General features: G+C 68.8%; 13 protein-coding genes. 2 read left to right on the top strand and 11 right to left on the bottom strand.

Annotated elements, in window-relative coordinates:
* Positions 1 to 27 precede the first annotated feature (27 nt).
* Entirely contained in the window at positions 28 to 906 is an 879-nt protein-coding gene (locus tag B1818_RS06450) for a Sir2 family NAD-dependent protein deacetylase (protein ID WP_078112232.1), read from the top strand.
* Positions 907 to 1,069: 163 nt separating this feature from the next.
* Here B1818_RS06450 and proB read toward each other — a convergent pair whose 3' ends face one another.
* The 11 genes from proB to B1818_RS06395 form a co-directional block, all read right to left on the bottom strand.
* Positions 1,070 to 2,221, bottom strand: a complete 1,152-nt coding sequence (gene proB, locus B1818_RS06445) for a glutamate 5-kinase (RefSeq protein ID WP_078112231.1) — start codon at positions 2,219 to 2,221, stop codon at positions 1,070 to 1,072.
* The gene (gene obgE / locus B1818_RS06440; protein ID WP_078112230.1) at positions 2,218 to 3,687 is read right to left on the bottom strand and encodes a GTPase ObgE; all 1,470 of its coding nucleotides are present in this window, start codon (positions 3,685 to 3,687) and stop codon (positions 2,218 to 2,220) included. Before obgE ends, proB begins: the two co-directional genes overlap by 4 nt.
* 95 nt (positions 3,688 to 3,782) lie before the next feature.
* On the bottom strand, positions 3,783 to 4,046 hold the full coding sequence (gene rpmA / locus B1818_RS06435) for a 50S ribosomal protein L27 (RefSeq protein WP_004019626.1): 264 nt from the start codon (positions 4,044 to 4,046) through the stop codon (positions 3,783 to 3,785).
* 38 nt (positions 4,047 to 4,084) lie between these two features.
* Positions 4,085 to 4,396, bottom strand: a complete 312-nt coding sequence (gene rplU, locus B1818_RS06430; protein WP_004019625.1) for a 50S ribosomal protein L21 — start codon at positions 4,394 to 4,396, stop codon at positions 4,085 to 4,087.
* 283 nt (positions 4,397 to 4,679) lie between these two features.
* Positions 4,680 to 8,186, bottom strand: a complete 3,507-nt coding sequence (locus B1818_RS06425; RefSeq protein ID WP_078112229.1) for a translation initiation factor IF-2 N-terminal domain-containing protein — start codon at positions 8,184 to 8,186, stop codon at positions 4,680 to 4,682.
* Positions 8,187 to 8,614: 428 nt separating this feature from the next.
* Entirely contained in the window at positions 8,615 to 9,031 is a 417-nt protein-coding gene (gene ndk / locus B1818_RS06420) for a nucleoside-diphosphate kinase (protein ID WP_058250057.1), read from the bottom strand.
* Positions 9,032 to 9,069: 38 nt separating this feature from the next.
* Positions 9,070 to 9,522, bottom strand: coding sequence for a hypothetical protein (locus B1818_RS06415; RefSeq protein WP_078112228.1), 453 nt, complete (start codon positions 9,520 to 9,522; stop codon positions 9,070 to 9,072).
* A 224-nt stretch (positions 9,523 to 9,746) separates the two neighbouring features.
* Positions 9,747 to 10,136: a DUF4233 domain-containing protein gene (locus B1818_RS06410; protein WP_058250055.1), complete on the bottom strand. Its 390-nt coding sequence runs from the start codon at positions 10,134 to 10,136 to the stop codon at positions 9,747 to 9,749.
* Complete coding sequence (locus B1818_RS06405; protein ID WP_078112227.1) at positions 10,133 to 11,665, bottom strand: folylpolyglutamate synthase/dihydrofolate synthase family protein; 1,533 nt, start codon at positions 11,663 to 11,665, stop codon at positions 10,133 to 10,135. The genes B1818_RS06410 and B1818_RS06405 overlap by 4 nt, the downstream gene beginning before the upstream one ends.
* Positions 11,662 to 14,325: a valine--tRNA ligase gene (locus B1818_RS06400; RefSeq protein WP_139362997.1), complete on the bottom strand. Its 2,664-nt coding sequence runs from the start codon at positions 14,323 to 14,325 to the stop codon at positions 11,662 to 11,664. Before B1818_RS06400 ends, B1818_RS06405 begins: the two co-directional genes overlap by 4 nt.
* A 95-nt stretch (positions 14,326 to 14,420) precedes the next feature.
* Complete coding sequence (locus B1818_RS06395; RefSeq protein WP_277243976.1) at positions 14,421 to 15,065, bottom strand: molybdenum cofactor guanylyltransferase; 645 nt, start codon at positions 15,063 to 15,065, stop codon at positions 14,421 to 14,423.
* Between the two features lie 40 nt (positions 15,066 to 15,105).
* Here B1818_RS06395 and B1818_RS06390 point away from each other — a divergent pair, with 40 nt between their 5' ends.
* Positions 15,106 to 17,442: an FdhF/YdeP family oxidoreductase gene (locus B1818_RS06390; RefSeq protein WP_139362996.1), complete on the top strand. Its 2,337-nt coding sequence runs from the start codon at positions 15,106 to 15,108 to the stop codon at positions 17,440 to 17,442.
* Positions 17,443 to 17,516: the final 74 nt, after the last annotated feature.

The following is a 17,516-nucleotide window of genomic DNA, read 5'->3' as shown; positions in this document are numbered from 1 at the left end:
GTACGCACCCTGCCTATCCTGGGCAGGGTGCGTACTCGTCTCCAGCTCGGCTCCGCCCCGGCCGAACACACCCCCCTCGACGATGACGTCGCGGACCGGATCGCACTGGCCGCCGACATCCTCGCCGGACGCCGTTTCGCGGTTCTGACCGGCGCCGGCATCTCCACCGACTCCGGCATCCCCGACTACCGGAGTCCCGGCTCGCCGCCGCGGACGCCCATGACCCTCGAGATGTTCCTCTCGTCGCCGGACTTCCGACGCCACTACTGGGCACGCAACCACCTCGGCTGGCGGCACATGGACGCCGCGGTCCCCAACAGAGCCCATCTGGCGCTCACCGAACTCCAGCAGCGCGGGTGGATGTCGCGGGTGCTCACCCAGAACGTCGACATGCTGCACACCAAGGCCGGCACCCGCGGGGTCATCGAACTCCACGGATGCTACGGCCGTGTCCGCTGTCTGAACTGCGACTGGCGTATCTCCCGTCACCGGCTCGCCGGACAACTCGAAGAGATCAACACCGAGTTCGCGCGTCGGGTCAACGGCCGCGGTGCCATCGAGGTCGCGCCGGACGCCGACGCGACGCTGTCCGACACGTCCGACTTCGTGATGATCGACTGCCCGAACTGCGGCGGCATCCTGAAGCCCGACATCGTCTACTTCGGCGAGACGGTCACGAAAGACGTTGTGGACGAGGCGTATTTGGTGGTCGACGAGGCCGACGCCCTGCTTGTCGTCGGGTCGTCGCTCACCGTCATGTCCGGCCTGCGATTCGCGCGGCGCGCGCACCGCGCCGGCAAGCCGCTGATCATCGTGAACCGCGGGGTCACCCGTGCCGACGAGATCGCGACCCTGAAGATCGATCACGAGGCCGGGTTCGTGCTCCCGGCGCTCACGACTTTCTGAGGCTGTTGTTGCGACGACCCTTCGTGACGGCCCTTCGCAAGCTCCGGGCCTCCTCAGGGAGCAGTGGGGAGGGCCCTTCGCAAGCTCCGGGCCTCCTCAGGGAGCAGTGGGGAGGGGCCCTTCGCAAACTCCTGGCCTCCTCAGGGAGCGAAGGCAGGACGCGTCAGCGGCCCACGACCACCAGATCGTCGGCGTGCACCACCGGGCGCTGTAGTTCGGGCGGAAGATCGCCGGTGGAGCGGCCGACCATCGACGCGATGTCGTCGACGCCGTAGGCCGCGACTCCCCTGGCCCGCACCGTGTCGTACTGGTCGACGAGTTCGACGACGTCGCCCTCGTAGAACCTGCCGGTGACCCCGACGATCCCCGCGGCGAGCAGTGAACGCCGCTTGCGCGACACCGCGTCCACGGCGCCGTCGTCGAGCACGATCCGACCCCGCGCGTCGGCGGCGTGACGCACCCAGAACCGACGCGCGGACAGCCGCTCGGGCCGCGCGGCGAACACCGTGCCCACCGAGGCGTCGGCCAGCGCCTGCGCCGCCGACGAGGCGGCCGCCAGCAGTACGGGCACGCCGGCATCCGCCGACAAGCGGGCCGCGGCCAGCTTGGAGGCCATGCCACCCGTACCCAGCGCGCCGCCGGATCCGGCGATCACCCCGTCGAGATCCTCAGGGCCGTTGACCTCGGGTATCAACCGGGCGCGACGGCCGTCGACGTCGACCCGGCGCGGATCACCGTCGTAGAGCCCGTCGACGTCGGAGAGCAGGATGAGCGCATCGGCACCCGACAGATGGGCAACGAGCGCGGCCAGCCGGTCGTTGTCACCGAAACGGATCTCGTTGGTGGCCACGGTGTCGTTCTCGTTCACCACCGCCACGGCGCCGAGTGAACGCAGACGGTCAAGTGTCCGTTGGGCATTCGCGTGGTGACCGCGGTTGGAGATGTCGTCGGCGGTGAGCAGGACCTGCCCCACGGTGCGGCCGTAGCGCGCGAACGACGTACCCCACGCATGTGCGAGGGCCAGCTGCCCGACGCTTGCCGCCGCCTGCTTGGTGGCGAGATCCGTGGGCCGCTTCTTGAGTCCGAGCGGGGCGATCCCGGCCCCGATGGCCCCCGAGGACACGACGATGACATCCGACCCGGCCCGCATCCGGGCCTCGAGCGCGTCGGCCAGTGCGTCGAGGCGGTTGCGGTCGAGTCCCTCGGTGAGGTCGGTGAGTGCCGACGACCCGATCTTCACGACCACGCTGCGCGCGTGCGCGATCCGGTCGCGTACCGACCCCTCGCGAACGCGGTCGGCGGAACCGGTGCTCACGGGAGGTCCCGCTCCCCGCCGTCCTCGTCCGGCAGCCCGCGCCGCAGGCGACGAGCCTGTTTGCGTTCGGCAGCGCCGACGCGATCGGAACGATCGAGCCGGATGTCGGTGCCGCGCCCGGTGATCGGGACGTCGTCGCCCATCGGCGTGGACGGTTCCCAGTCGAACGTGACCGCACCGATGGTGACGGGCGCACCCGGTTGTGCACCCCGCTTCACCAGTTCGTCTTCGACGCCGAGCCGGTTGAGCCGATCGGCGAGGTAGCCGACGGCCTCGTCGTTGTCGAACTGCGTCTGCGCGATCCACCGCTCCGGGCGCGAACCCCGGACGATGAAGCCGCCCTCGTTGTCCGGGTCGGTCTCGATCGTGAAGCCGGTGTCGTCGACGGCCTTGGGGCGGATGATCGCGCGCCGGGCGACCTTGGCGGGCTGGGCATCTCGGTATTCGCGCACCATCCGCGCCAGTGCGAAGGTGAGCTCGCGCAGACCTTCGTGGGCGACCGCCGAGATCCGGAATACGGGCCAACCACGTTCGGCCAGTTCGGGTTCGACGAGGTCGGCGAGCTCGGCGGCGTCGGGTACGTCCAGCTTGTTGAGGATCACCACGCGGGGGCGGGAGGCGAGGTCGCCGAGTCCGTGGTCGTCGTCGAGTGCCGGGACGTACGCGGCCAGCTCGGCTTCGAGCGCATCGATGTCGGAGATCGGGTCGCGCCCGGGTTCCAGTGTGGCGCAGTCGACGACATGCGCGAGCACCGCGCAGCGCTCGAGGTGGCGGAGGAACTCGAGGCCGAGCCCGCGGCCGGTCGAGGCGCCCGGGATCAGACCGGGGACGTCGGCGATGGTGAACACGTCGCCCGCGGTCTGCACCACCCCGAGGTTCGGGACCAGCGTGGTGAACGGGTAGTCCGCGATCTTCGGCTTGGCGGCCGAGAGCACCGACACCAGCGACGACTTGCCGGCCGACGGGAAACCGACGAGCCCGACGTCGGCGACCGACTTGAGTTCCAGGACCAGCGAACGCTGCTGCCCCTCTTCGCCCAGCAGGGCGAAGCCGGGGGCCTTGCGCGCCTTCGACGCGAGCGCCGCGTTCCCCAGCCCGCCGCGGCCCCCCTGCGCGGCCTCGAAGACCGTCCCCTCGCCGACCAGATCGGCGAGGATCGTGCCGCGCTCGTCGAGGACGACCGTGCCGTCGGGAACCTTGAGGACGAGGTCGCCGCCGGTGGCGCCGTCGCGGTTGTCGCCGGCCCCGGGCTTGCCGTTGGAGGCCTTCGCGTGCGGGTGGAAGTGGAAGTCGAGGAGCGTGTGCACCTGGGGGTCGACGACGAGCCGCACGGACCCGCCGTTGCCGCCGTTTCCGCCGTCGGGTCCGCCGAGAGGCTTGAACTTCTCGCGATGGACCGACGCGCAGCCGTGGCCGCCGTTCCCCGCGGCGACGTGGATGGTCACGCGGTCGACGAACCGAGACATCGAAATCCTTCTTCCGTCAAAAAAGAACAGGGCGGGCGGGGTACGCGATGACCCTGCCCGCCCTGTGTAAGAGCTTGTCGTGCCGGTTGCTCAGGTCAGACCGAAGCGGTTTCCGGGACGATGTTGACCGTCTTGCGGCCACGCTTGGAGCCGAACTCCACCGCGCCCGCTGCGAGCGCGAACAGGGTGTCGTCGCCACCGCGACCGACGTTGACGCCGGGATGGAACTTGGTGCCGCGCTGGCGGACCAGGATCTCACCTGCGCTCACCTGCTGGCCGCCGAAGCGCTTCACGCCGAGTCGCTGGGCGTTGGAATCGCGACCGTTGCGCGAGCTGGACGCGCCCTTCTTGTGTGCCATGTGTCAGTCCTCCTGAGGTCTTCTCGAAGCGGGTCGAACTACTTGATGCCGGTGACCTTGAGGACCGTCAGCTTCTGACGGTGACCCTGGCGCTTGTGGTAGCCGGTCTTGTTCTTGAACTTGTGGATGCGGATCTTGGGGCCCTTGACGTGGTCGACGACCTCGCCGGTGACCGAGATCTTGGCCAGCTTGTCGGCATCGGTGGTCAGGTTCGACCCGTCGACGACCAACGCGACCGGCAGGCTCACCGTGCTGCCGATCTCTCCGTCGATCTTCTCGACCTTCACAGTGTCGCCTTCAGCGACCTTGTACTGCTTACCGCCGGTCTTGACGATCGCGTACGTTGCCATCGAAGTATTCCTCTTACTCGTCTACTCGGACCCTGGGGGCGCGAGCGCTCCTGGGGCGTTTGTGTTGTGCGTGCCGGGGCGGGCCGCAGGGCACCCGGGCATGTGGCCGGGGAAGCTGCGGTTCGCACCAGAGGGCCTGCCGACGGACTACGCACCGTTGCTGTGCCGAAGCGGGCAGAACAGCGCAGACCCTCCGCGGGAGGCGACTTTCCAAGGTTACGGGAACGTCGGCGGTCGGGTCAAACTAGCCCGACCCGGGTCCGACGCGGCCCGGTCACCCGGGTCAGTCGTCGGCCGGTGGCGGTCCCGCGGGACGGCCCGCGCTGCGCTTGCGCGGCCGGCGCCGTACCGCGACCGCCGCCTCCGAGTTCCCGGTGGAGACCGGACCCGAGGTCGTCACCGGCGTCTCCGCAGCGACATCCGCCGCGGTCATCACCACGGTGTCCGGCGGTGTGGTCGTCTGCGCCGGACGCCGGACGACCCGCCGACGACGCCGTGCGGCCGCCGGAGCCTGTCCGTCGGTGGCCGAGCCGGCCGGCTCGGGCTCCGTCTCGACCGCCGCAGGTTCGGACTCAGCCGATTCCGTCCCAGCCGAATCCATCTCAGCCGGTTCCGTCGCCACCGGATACGGCAGGGTCTCGGTCGGCTCGGCAACAGCGGTGTCCACCCGGCTGTCGGCCGTCTGCTGCGGCGACGACGCCTCGACGACGGGCTTCGGTGCGTCCTCGGCCCGACTCGTGGTGTCACCGTCGGTGGTCGCGCCGGACTCCTGGTCGTGTTCGTCGTCGTGCGCGTGCGCCGCCATCGCCCGGAACATCGGGTGTTCGGCCGGCTTGTGAGCGGGCGCGACGGCCGGGGCGACTGCCTCCGGTTGCGCGTCGGCCTTCTTCTTGCCTCGACGGGACCGCTTCGAACCGGCACCGTCGCCACGCGAAGAGTCGTCGGTCTTCACCTCGACGGGATTCGCGTGCACGATGATGCCTCGACCGCTGCAGGCGGTGCAGGTGGTCGAGAACGCTTCCAGCAGACCGGTTCCCAGACGTTTACGTGTCATCTGGACGAGGCCCAGCGAGGTCACCTCGGACACCTGGTGACGGGTGCGATCACGAGCGAGCGCCTCGGTGAGCCTGCGGAGCACCAGATCCCGGTTCGACTCGAGGACCATGTCGATGAAGTCGACGATGATCATCCCGCCGATGTCGCGCAACCGCATCTGCCGCACGATCTCCTCGGCGGCTTCGAGGTTGTTGCGCGTCACCGTCTCCTCGAGGTTGCCACCCGAGCCGGTGAACTTGCCGGTGTTGACGTCGACGACGGTCATCGCCTCGGTGTGCTCGATGATCAGCGTGCCGCCGGAGGGCAGCCACACCTTGCGGTCGAGCGCCTTCGCGAGCTGCTCGTCGATGCGGTGCACGACGAACGAATCCGGCGCGTCGGCGTGCGGCTTGTCGAATTTCTCGACCCGCTCCATGAGATCCGAGGCCACCGAGCTGACGTAACCCTCGACCAGGTTCCAGGCCTTGTCACCTTCGACGACGAGCTTCTTGAAGTCCTCGTTGAACAGATCACGGACGACGCGAACCAGGAGGTCGGGCTCCTCGTACAGCGGCTTCGGGCTCGACGACCCACCCTTCTTGGCCTGGGCCACCGCCTCGTCGATGGACTTCCACTGCGACTCGAGGCGGGCGATGTCGGCACCGAGTTCCTCGGCGCTGACTCCCTCCGACGCGGTGCGGATGATGACCCCGGCCTCGTCGGGGACGAGCTTCGCCAGAATCTGCTTGAGACGTTTGCGCTCGACGTCGGGCAGCTTGCGGCTGATCCCGGTCGACGAACCGCCGGGCACGTACACCAGGTAGCGGCCGGCGAGGGAGATCTGCGTGGTCAGACGGGCGCCCTTGTGACCCACCGGGTCCTTGCTGACCTGGACGAGCACGTTGTCGCCGGGCTTGAGCGCCTGCTCGATCTTGCGCGAACCGCCGTCGAGTCCGGCAGCGTCCCAGTTGACCTCACCGGCGTAGAGCACGCCGTTGCGTCCGCGACCGATGTCGACGAATGCGGCTTCCATCCCCGGAAGGACGTTCTGGACGCGTCCGAGGTAGATGTTGCCGACCATCGACGACGACGTCGCGGTCGTCACGAAATGCTCGACGAGGACACCGTCCTCGAGGACCGCGACCTGCGTGTAGTCCTCGACCGCGGCGTGCTCGTGCCCGTCGTTACCGGAAATGCGGCTGTTCGCGCTGCGCTCTCGGACGACCATGACGCGGTCGACCGCCTCACGGCGCGCCAGGAACTCAGACTCGGTCAGGATCGGCGGACGACGCCGGCCGGCATCGCGCCCGTCGCGCCGGCGCTGCCGCTTGGCCTCGAGTCGAGTCGATCCCGAGATTCCCTGCACCTCATCGCGGGCGCGCTTGCTGCGCGGCTCACGCTCGTGCACCACCGTGTTCGGCGGATCGTCGGGAGACGCCTCATCGGGTTCGCCGCCACCTTTGCGGCGACGGCGGCGACGGCGGCGGCGAGTCGACGAGGAATCACCGGAGTCGTCGTCATCGGATGCGTCTTCGGCGTCGGCCGTGTCGGCATCGTCGCCGGACTCGTCGGCGCGGTCGCCCGCGGCGCCGGACGCCTCGGAGTCCTCCGCCTTGTCCGCACCAGAACGACGGCTGCGGCGGCGGGTGCGTTTGCCCGACGGACGGCCCTCCTCCGAGCGCGAGTCCTCGGCCGACTCGTCGGACGTGGTGTCCTCCGAGTCCGTGTCGGCATCGGTTACTCCGTCGCCGGTCGACTCATCGGCATCGGACGCCTCGGCGTCGGACTCATCGGTGTCCGAATCAGAGTCGCCCCCCTGGTCTCCCCGACCGCGCCCGCGTCCACGACGTCCGCGTCGACGCCGGCGACTCCGACCCGACCCGGAATCATCGGCGTTGGAATCATCGGTGCTGGAATCATCGGCGTCCTCGGCGCCGGATTCGTCCGGGGTCGAGACGTCGGCGTCCCGGTCGGCCGCAGTCGAATCATCGGCTCTCGACCTGTCCGAGCGGGCGGGCGCGTCCGCTGATGTCGAGGTCGCGGTCTCGGCAGCGACGGACTCGTCTGCCGGGGTGTCCGCCGACTCGTCCTTCGCGCCCGTCTCAGCGCGGGTCTTCGCACGACCCGAGCGGGCGGCGCGGGGCTTGTCGGCCGGGGCCTGAGGCTGCAGGAACAGCGGCTGCGCGCCGGTCGAGGCGTCGGTCTCCGCGGCCGGGGTCGCCACCGGTGCGTCGTACTGGGCGGCCGAGAACAACGTCGGGGCTGCGGTCGGTGCCGCGGGCGAGTCGTCGGCGGTGGTCTGTGCAGCATCCTCGGTCGATGCGACTTCGGCCGTCGGTGCGTCGTCGGCGGGCGCCGCTTCGGCGGACACCGCCTCGGTTGGTGCGGCTTCGACCGATGCCGCCTCGGCCTGTGCCGCGTCCGTCGGCGGGGTGTCGGCAGGGGCCTCGGCCGGCGTCGTGTCGGCAGCGGCGTCAGGCAGAGCCGCGTCGCCGGCCGGGGCGGCCTGCGGCGGCGTCTCGCCGGTCTCGTCGACGCCGGAGCGCACCCGTTCGGCCACGGCTTTCGCCAGGTCACGATCGACGCTGGATTGCGGGCTGCGGGTCTGCACGCCGAGATTCGCCAGGTGAGCCAGAACCTGTCGACTCGTCAGGCCCAGGAAGCGGGCCAGGGCGTGCACACGAAGTTTGCTGGGAAATTCTTCCGCCGATTCCGACGCTGCGTTCGCGTCAGCCGGCGACCCGTTGTCGGTCACTCAGTCTCCTCGAACCCCCGGGCGCGTCGGGCTGACGCGGCCACGCGAGGGTCTGCTCTGTGTCCCGGTCCTCGTCGGACCGGTGTTGTGTGGTCTGCGCGTCGTCGCGGCGGTCCGTCTCACGGATCGTCTGACGACGCTCTTGCTGTGTCGATGACCGCGTCCCTGATCGCTTTCCACGCCACCGGGCACAGGCGGAACCTGAGTGTTCGCCCGCTGGCAGCAGGGCGAACTCGGTGGGGTCAGCTGCGGTTCCGTGGCGTCGCGGTGCGTCAGTGTCGCACCGCGACGCGCCGGTACCGGGGCGCGTCATCCGGTCGTCGTCGACAAAGTGTGTCGGCGATAACTGTGCAAGTATCCCACACCGCGGTCGGATGACCGCAAAGGATGAGCGTTTGACGTTGCGCGTCGAGCCGAGGCGCTCGCGTTCAGCCCTCGAGTCCGGGGAACCAGAGAGCGATCTCGCGCTGTGCCGATTCGGGCGAATCGGACCCGTGGACCAGGTTGTACTGGGTGTCGAGCGCGAAGTCGGCACGGATCGTTCCGGGCACGGCCTTCTCGACCGGGTCGGTACCGCCGGCGATCTGGCGGAACGCCGCCACCGCGCGGGGCCCCTCGAGAACGGCCGCGACCAGCGGGCCGGACGTGATGAACTCGAGCAGCGAGGGGTGAAACGGCTTGCCCTCGTGCTCGGCGTAGTGCCCGCGAGCGACCTCGTCGCTCGCGGTCTTGAGTTCGAGAGCCACCAGGGTCAAGCCCTTGCGCTCGATACGGCTGATGATGTCGCCGACGAGGTTGCGTTCGACGCCGTCCGGCTTGATGAGTACGAGAGTGCGTTCAGTCACGACTGACACCCTATCGACCGGCTACGGTCACGTACCGGTCAGGAGCAGTACTCACCGGCGACCGGGAAGAAGCCGTAGTCGAAAAGGCTGCCGGTGCGCGAGCGCGGATCGACGACCACCTGCAGACAGCCGCCGGGCGAGGCGAGCGCGCCGGCGAGCGCGAGATCGAACTGTTGCGCCAGACCGAGATTCGCGGGCCGGTACTGGGCGGGCACCGGGAGGCTGGCGATGGCCTCGGGCGCCTTCATGGTCGCGGCACGCTGGGTGATCTCGTGGGTGGCGACATAGCTGTACTCCCCCGGACCGACGGGAACAGGTGCGTCCGCGGCGGGTATGAGGTTCGCGATCCCGATGGGTGCCTGGTCCTGCTCCGGTTCGGCCGCCGCCGTGGCCGGGACGGTCAGTGCGAGCGCCGCGCCCGCGAGGACGACGACGGCGAGCACGGGGCGTCGGGTTCGGGCGGAGGTGGTCCGGAAGAGCTGGAACTGCACGTATGTCCTCACATCGGGTGTCTCGGGAAGGGGTTCGACAAGCTGCGAGGATCGACTTGTCGCCCCCGCGGCATGGGCCATTGTTACAGCAAGCCCACCTGGCCGCCCGGGTTCGGCGATAACGGTCCGGCCACAGGTCTTGCGGCCACCAAACCCCGCCCTGAGCAACGAGAACACCGCTGGTCGGACAGCCGGCGGCGAGACGGCCGTGGCCGCCGGACCGATTACTCGATCGGCTCCTGGCCGGGCAGCATCCCGCGTTCGACCCGTTTCTCGACGTCGGCCTTGATGTAGCGGATGTACAGCCAGACCGACCCGAAGACGACTCCCACCACCGCGATCGACCAGTGGAAGAGCCCCCCGATGATCAGGACGACTTGCAGGCCGAGATCGAGGTTGATCGCGTACGGCCGGCCCTGCATCCCGGCGGCCAGGATCATTGCGATGACGACGAGCGTGAGGTATCCGCCGGACAACCAGGTCAGCCCGTCCCCGAGGCGCCACACGATCGGGAACGCCAGGATCACGACGATGACCTCCAGGATCATCGTGCCGGCCATCACGCCGCGGAGCCCCTTCCACGGATCGTTCGTGGGTGGGGTGTACCGGGTCATGAGGGTTCCTTACCGAAGAGTGTTCGCGCGGCACCGGCGGTCACGACGGACCCGGTGATGACCACGCCCGCACCGGACACGCGCTCGCCGTCGGCCTCCTCGGCCAATGCGATGGCCTCCTCGACGGCGTCGGGCAGGAAGGGTTTGACGACCACGCGGTCCTCGCCGAACACCTCCCGCGCGTACTCCGCGAGCGTCTCGGGCTCCAGGGCCCGTGGCGACCCGTTGTCGGTGACGACGACTGCGTCGAGCACCGGCTCGAGGGCTTCGAGGACTCCGCGGGCGTCCTTGTCACCCAGCACGCCGATGACGCCGACGAGTCGACGGAAGTCGAACTCCTCGGCCAGCGCCTGTGCCAGCGCCGCGGCTCCGTGGGGGTTGTGCGCCGCGTCGGCGAACACCGTCGGGGCGCTGCGCAGTCGTTCGAGCCGTCCGGGGTTGGCGACGGACGCGAAACCCGTACGCACCGCGTCGATGTCGAGCTGACGATCGGCGCCCGCACCGAAGAGCGCCTCCACCGCCGCGAGGGCCAGCGCGGCGTTGGCCGCCTGATGTGCACCGTGCAGCGGCACGAAGATCTCGTCGTAGACACCGCCGAGCCCCTGGATGGTGAGCATCTGCCCACCGACGGCGATGACCGAGTCGAGGACCGCGAACTCCGATCCCTGGCGGGCGACGATGGTGCCCGCATCGACGGCCGCGCGCAGCAGGACGTCCATGACCTCGTGGCTCTGTTCGGCGATCACCGTGACGGGATCGACGGTACCGACCGCGTCGGGTTCGGCGGGCTTGATGATGCCGGCCTTCTCCCCCGCGATGGCGGACAGGGTGTCGCCGAGATAGTCCGCGTGGTCCATCGCGATCGGTGTGATGACCGAGACCGTGCCGTCGATGACGTTGGTCGCATCCCAGCGACCGCCCATGCCCGTCTCGACGACGGCGATGTCCACCGGCGCCTCGGCGAAGACCGCATACGCCATCGCGGTCAGCACCTCGAACTTGCTCATCCGGGGTCCACCCGCCGCCGTCGACGAATCGTCGACCATGGTGATGTACGGCTCGAGTTCCCGATAGGTGTCGATGTATGTGCGTGCCGGAATCGGCTTGCCGTCGACCGAGATCCGCTCGGTGATGCGCTGCAGGTGCGGACTCGTGACCCGGCCCGTGCGCCGGTGCAGCGCGGACAGCAACGCGTCGACCATCCTGGTGACCGACGTCTTGCCGTTCGTCCCGGCGATGTGGATCGCGGGGTATCCGTGCTGGGGGAATCCGAGCAGATCCATGAGCGTCGCGATGCGGGTGAGCGACGGCTCGATCTTGGTCTCGGGCCACCGGGTGTCGAGCTCGGCCTCGACCTCGGCGAGTTCGGCGAGATCGTCGGCGCTGTCGGTGACGCGCAGCCGCGCCGGCTCGGCATCCGGATCGGGTTCGTCCTCCCCCAGGATCGCCGAGAGACCCAGGGGGTCGCCCGCCGCATCCATTCCCAGGACGGCTGGATCCTCGTCGGGGAAACCGGTGTCGTCGCTCACGCGCCGACCAGACTCGCCAGCTTCGCGTTCAACCGTTCGACCTCTTCGGTCGCGATCCGCTGACGGTCCCGGATCTTGGCGACCACGTGGTCGGGCGCCTTGGACAGGAACTGTTCGTTGCCCAGTTTCGCCGAGGTCGTCGACAATTCCTTCTCGGCCACCGCCAGGTCCTTGGCGAGCCGCTTGCGTTCGGCTTCGACGTCGACGGTGCCCGAGGTGTCGATCGCGACGACCACGGTGGCCACGCTCAGGCGGACCTCGATGGTCGCGGTCGCGCCGAAGTCGGGACCGGCCGGGTCCAGGCGCGCAAGGGAGGTCACGTACGGCAGCAGGTGTTCGAGCCCGGCTTCGCCGAGTCCGTCGAACTGCACGGCGACGCGCTGGCCCGGACGGAGGCCCTGATCGCTGCGGAAACGCCGCACCTCGGTGATCAGTCGCTGCAGATCGTCCACGCGGGCGGCCGAATCCGACGACCAATCGCGCCCGGAAGTGGTCGGCCACGGGGCCACCACGAGCGATTCACCCCCGGTGAGCGCCTTCCACAGCACCTCGGTGACGAACGGCATCACCGGCGACAGCGCGCGCAGCAATGGTTCGAGTACCGCGCCCAGCACGAGCGACGTTGCTTCCGAACGATTCTCGTCGTTCTCGGCGAACTGCACCTTCGCGAGTTCGAGGTACCAGTCGCAGACCTCGTCCCACGCGAAGTGGTAGAGCGCCTCGCATGCCTTCGAGAACTCGTAGGACTCGAACCCGGCGTCGATCTCGGCGAGCACCTCGTCGAGCCGGCCGAGGATCCACCGGTCGGCGTCGGTCAGCGTCTCGGCGTCGGGGAGCTCCCCGACCTTCGCGCCGTTCATCAACGCGAACTTGGTGGCGTTGTAGAGCTTGGTGGCGAAGTTGCGCGACGACTGGGCGTGGTCCTCGCCGACCGAGATGTCCGAACCGGGGTTGGCACCGCGGGCGAGCGTGAAGCGCAGGGCGTCGGCACCGAAGCGCTCCACCCAGTCGAGCGGGTCGATGCCGTTGCCCTTCGACTTCGACATCTTGCGGCCGTGCTCGTCGCGCACCAGGCCGTGCAGGAACAGGTTGTGGAACGGGATCTCGTTGCCCGGACCCAGATCCTTGCCCACGTAGGTGCCGAACATCATCATGCGGGCCACCCAGAAGAACAGGATGTCGTACCCCGTGACGAGAACCGAGGTGGGATAGAACTTCTCGAGATCCGCGGTCTGATCGGGCCAGCCCATCGTGGAGAACGGCCACAGCCCGGAGGAGAACCAGGTGTCGAGGACGTCGGTCTCCTGGACGTAGCCCTCGGGGGCCTGCTCGTCGGGTCCGACGCACACCACCTCGCCGTCGGGTCCGTACCAGATCGGGATGCGGTGACCCCACCACAGCTGACGCGAGATACACCAGTCGTGCATGTCGTCGACCCAGCTGAACCAGCGCGGCTCCATCGACTTCGGGTGGATCACCGTGGACCCGTCCCGCACCGCGTCGCCGGCCGCCGCGGCCAGCGTGGAGACCGCCACCCACCACTGCATCGACAGGCGCGGTTCGATCGGCTCGCCGGTGCGCTCCGAATGCCCGACGCTGTGCAGGTACGGACGCACCTCTTTCACGATCCGGCCCTGTTCGGCCAGCGCCTCGCGCACCTTGACGCGCGCCTCGAAGCGGTCCATGCCGTCGAATTCGGTTCCGGTGTCGGCGATCCGGGCCGATTCGTCCATGATCGTCGGCATCGGCAGGTTGTGCCGCTGACCGAGCGCGAAGTCGTTGGGGTCGTGTGCAGGCGTGATCTTGACTGCGCCACTACCGAATTCGGGGTCGACGTAATCATCGGCGACGATCGGGATCATCCGGTCGACAAAGGGGTGCGGCAGTGCGGTGCCGACCAGGTGGGCATACCGTTCGTCGTCGGGGTGCACCGCGATCGCGGTGTCGCCGAGCATCGTCTCGAGTCGGGTCGTCGCGACGACGATGTGAGGCTCGGTGTCGTCGAGTGACCCGTAACGGAAGCTGACGAGTTCGCCCTCGACGTCGGCGTAACTCACCTCGATGTCGCTGACGGCGGTCTTGAGGACCGGCGACCAGTTGACGAGGCGCTCGGCCTGATAGATCAGCCCGTCGTCGAACATCTTCTTGAAGACCGTGTGCACTGCGCGCGACAGACCCTCGTCCATCGTGAAGCGCTCGCGCGACCAGTCGACACTGTCGCCGAGCCGGCGCATCTGCTCGCCGATGTTGCCGCTGATCTCGGCCTTCTCGGCCCACACCCGTTCGATGAACGCCTCCCGGCCGAGGTCGTCGCGTGTCTTGCCCTCGGTGGCGAGCTTGCGCTCGACCATCGTCTGCATCGCGATCGCCGCGTGGTCCATGCCGGGGAGCCACAGCACCTCGTAGCCCTGCATCCGACGACGACGCGAGAGCGCGTCCATCAGGACGTGCTCGTAGGCGTGGCCCATGTGCAGCGAGCCGTTGACATTCGGAGGCGGGATCACGATGGAGAACGGCGGCTTGTCACTCGCCGCGTCCGCGGTGAAGTACCCGGCGTCCACCCAGCCCTGGTAGAGCGACGCCTCGTGCTCAGCGGGGTCCCAGGACTTCGGCAACCCGGTCTCGGGTACGGCAGTCCGGGGCGACGCTGTCTCGGGCAACGCGGATGTCTGGTCGGGTGATGTCACGGCCGCTATTCTATGTTTTCGCCGGGCCGGACCTCGCCCGGGACCCGTCCGCGCCCGAGCGCTTCGTGCTAACCCGCGGAGACGCGCAATCTGTGCAGGTCCTCAGGCGCGTTGACGTTGACCAGCCAGTCCGGATCGGAGATCCCCACCCGATGGGTGTTGAGCGCCTCGATCGCGCCCAGCATGCGCCGTTCACCGCCGGCGACGACATCCGCGATCATCGCCGCGGCATCCGTGCGGTAGATCCCCGCCATCGGATGATCCCGCTGGGCGTCGTGGGCGATGACCGCCTGGGTCGAGTCGGTCAGCCCCAGCCGCAGCTCGTCGATCAGCTCCGGAGCGATCAGCGGCATGTCCGTGGCACAGACGAACGCGAACTCGGCACCCGCGGCAACCGCTGCGGACAGGCCTGCGACGAGCCCGCCGAGCGGACCCGTCCCCTCCTGTTCGTCGGTCACCCAGTGCACCTTCGACGAGTCGATCCCCGGCGCCGCCCGGTCGCGGATGTCGTCGATGCCGCGGAATGCGGCGGACGTCTCGCCCGCGACGACCAGCACCGGATCGCAGCGCTGGGACACCACCCGCACCACTCGCGCGAGCATGGGTTCACCGTCCCAGTCGAGCGCGGCCTTGTCGCTGCCCATCCGTCGCGAACGTCCGCCCGCCAGCACCAGGCCGGCGAGCACCGAGGTATCCGATCCGTGTTGAGTCACATCGCTCAGTGTGCGCGATCTGGCGCACGGGCGGGGCAAGATGGACATCATGAGCAACACTCGCAACACCGAGACTGCGGCGACGCACCCCGCCGACGAGCCGCGCGAGGTCCGGCGCACACACCCGAAGACCTACGCCGCCGGAGTCCCGGCCGTCGCAGTCGCCCTCAAGCGCGGAGTCGAGCAGATGGGCGCGCTCCGGACAGCACAGACCTTGATCAAGCTCAATCAACGTGATGGGTTCGATTGTCCCGGATGCGCCTGGCCGGAGACGCCGGGCCACCGCAAGCATGCCGAGTTCTGCGAGAACGGCGCCAAGGCGGTCGCCGAGGAGGCCACACGTCGAGCCGTCGCCCCCGAGTTCTTCGCCGCCCACAGCGTCGACGACCTCCGGACACGCAGCGGCTACTGGCTCTCGCAGCAGGGACGCCTGGCGCACCCGATGTACCTCGGTCCGGGCGACACCCACTACCGCCCGCTGAACTGGGACGAGGCCAACGCCGTCATCGCCGACGAGTTCGCCGCGATGGACTCGCCTGACGAGGCCGTGTTCTACACGTCGGGTCGCACCAGCAACGAAGCCGCTTTCCTGTACCAGCTCTTCGCCCGGAGCCTGGGTACGAACAACCTCCCCGACTGCTCGAACATGTGCCACGAGTCCTCCGGCGCCGCTCTCGGCGCGTCGATCGGCATCGGCAAGGGTTCGGTCACCGTCCCCGATCTCGAGGCGGCCGATCTCATCCTCATCGCCGGCCAGAATCCCGGCACCAATCACCCGAGAATGCTCGCCACCCTGGAGAAGGCGAAGCACAACGGGGCCCGGATCGTGGCGATCAACCCGCTGCCCGAAGCAGGCCTGATGCGTTTCAAGGATCCACAGAAGGTCGGCGGGGTCATCGGCGCGGGTACCAAGCTGGCCGACGACTTCCTCCAGGTCCGGCTCGGGTCCGACATGGCTCTGTTCCGCGGCGTCGCACGTCTGCTCCGTGACGCCGAACGAGCCGCCCCCGGAACGGTTTTCGATCACCAGTTCCTCGACGAGTCGTGCGCCGGGGTCGAGGAGTACCTCGACCTGCTCGACGACGTCGACCTCGACCGGGTCGTCGAGGTCACCGGCGTGACCCGCACCCAGATCGACGAGCTCGCACGGACGGTCGCCACTTCGCGCCGCATCGTGCTGTGCTGGGCGATGGGCTTGACCCAGCACCGCCACGGCGTCGCGACGATCGCCGAAGGCACGAACCTGCTGCTCCTGCGCGGCATGATCGGCCGCGTCGGCGCCGGCCTCTGCCCCGTGCGCGGTCATTCGAACGTGCAGGGCGACCGCACCATGGGGATCTTCGAGAGGATGCCAGAGTCCTTCCTCGCTGCTCAGGACGCCGAGTTCGGCATCACGTCCCCACGCGAGCACGGGTACGACACCGTCGCCGCCATCACTGCGATGGCCGCCGGGAAGGTCCGCGTCTTCGTCGGGATGGGCGGCAATTTCGTGTCCGCCTCACCCGACACCGACGTCACCGCCGACGCCCTGCGGCGCTGCGCACTCACCGTGCACGTGTCCACCAAGCTCAACGAATCCCACCTCGTCACCGGCCGTCGCGCACTCATCCTGCCCACCCTCGGGCGCACCGACCGGGACGTCATCGACGGTGTGGCACAACGTGTCTCGGTCGAGGACTCGATGTCGGCGGTGCACCTGTCCCGTGGGTCGCTGCCGCCGGTGTCGGCGCACCTGCGCAGTGAGGTCGCGATCATCTGCGACCTGGCGACCCGGGTTCTCGGTACCGCTCACCCGGTTCCGTGGCAGGAACTGAAACGCGACTACGACCGCATCCGCGACCGGATCGAGCGGGTCGTCCCCGGCTTCCACGACTTCAACATCCGCGTCCGCCGCAGTGACGGTTTCGTGCTGCCGCACCCGCCGCGCGACACCCGGTCGTTCGACACCCCGAACGGCAAGGCCAACTTCGCAGTCCATCCCCTCGAATGGGTGGACGTCCCGGCCGACCGCCTCGTCCTGCAGACACTCCGCAGCCATGACCAGTACAACACCACCATCTACGGCCACGACGACCGTTACCGGGGCATCTCCGGCAACCGCCACATCGTGATGGTCAATCCCGATGACATCGCGTCCCTCGGCCTGCGCGCCGGGCAACTCGTCGACATCGTCTCGGAGTTCGACGGCGAGGCCGGAGTCGAGGAACGACGGGTCCGCGGCTTCGAGGTGGTCCCGTATGACACACCGCGCGGCAACGCGGCCGCGTACTACCCCGAGACCAACCCGCTGGTCCCGCTCGGATCGGTGGCAAAGGAGTCGAACACACCGGTCTCCAAGGCGGTGGTGATCCGCATCGAACCGGCCGAATCCGCCTAGGAGACTGCTGAAATAGTCGGCGTCGTTTCGGTGTGGGGTGAGCGGGTTTGCCTGGTGGGCTGGGATCCTGGTGA

This window comes from Gordonia sp. IITR100, assembly GCF_002009645.1.
Lineage (GTDB): Bacteria > Actinomycetota > Actinomycetes > Mycobacteriales > Mycobacteriaceae > Gordonia > Gordonia hongkongensis.
This window is presented reverse-complemented; position numbering and strand designations above follow the sequence as displayed.